The sequence below is a fragment of the Acidovorax sp. KPB24-07 genome (assembly GCF_057543315.1).
In genome coordinates this window covers 1-915 of sequence record NZ_BAAJYS010000785.1, presented here as the reverse complement: position 1 = coordinate 915, position 915 = coordinate 1, and the positions used below count along the sequence as shown (strand labels likewise).

The 915-nt window shown below is 74.8% G+C and carries 1 protein-coding gene; it reads left to right on the top strand.

The annotated features are described in order from the left end of the window. Positions 1 to 915, top strand: a 915-nt coding sequence (locus tag AC27IQ_RS25795) for an MBL fold metallo-hydrolase (RefSeq protein ID WP_487091341.1), incomplete at both ends; no start/stop codon positions are given.

Here is a 915-nt window from a genome sequence, read left to right as displayed (position 1 = left end):
ATCGACGCGCTGGACGCCGCGCCCGCCTCGCACGCCGCCGCGGACCGGCGCGCCACGCAGAACGACCTGCGCGTGACGCAGGCCATCGCCGCCATCCGCGAGAGCTTCGAGGAACTGGGTGTGCTGCTGGCGCGCCGTGCCGATGGCCGCTTCGCCGGTGCCGCGGACATCGCCGCGCTCGACCGCCACGCGCCGTTCGTGGCGCAGTGCCAGGCGCGCGGGCTGCGGCTGGCGGCCGATGCCGTGTTCCTGCTCGCCCACTGGACGGCCGACCGCGACCTTCCGCGCCGCTTCGACGTGCCCTTTCTCGTGGCGCGCATGCCCGAGGGCCAGGAACCCGTGGCCGACGAGGCCGAGCAGTTCGAGCCGGTGTGGGTGCGCCCGGCCGACGCGCTGGAGCGCCATGCCGCAGGGCGCTTCTTCATGATCTACCCCACCATCCGCACGCTGGAGCGCCTGGCGCGGTTCGACGATGTGGACGCCGTGCTGGCCGCCGTGGCGCACGAGGCGCCACTGTGGACCAGCTGCCCGCGCGCCGGGCTGCTGGCGGGCCGGGAGTCGCGCCACATGGAGCACGAGCCGCCCTTCGGCGAACTGGCGCTGGTGTGCCCCGACGGCCAGATCGTGCACCCGCTCGACTGGCAGAGCGACCGCCCGGTGCCGCTGCTGCGCAATGTGCAGCGCCTGACCGCGCCCAACCCCGGCGTGATGACCGGCCCCGGCACCAACAGCTACCTGGTGGGCGACCCGGCCACGGGGTTCATCGCCATCGACCCCGGCCCGCAGGATGCCGAGCACCTGGAGCGCCTGTGGCGCGCGGCCGGCGGCGACATCCGCATGATCGTGTGCACGCATTCGCACCCCGACCATTCCCCCGGCGCGCTGCCGCTGCAGGCCCGGGTGGCCGCCCATGGT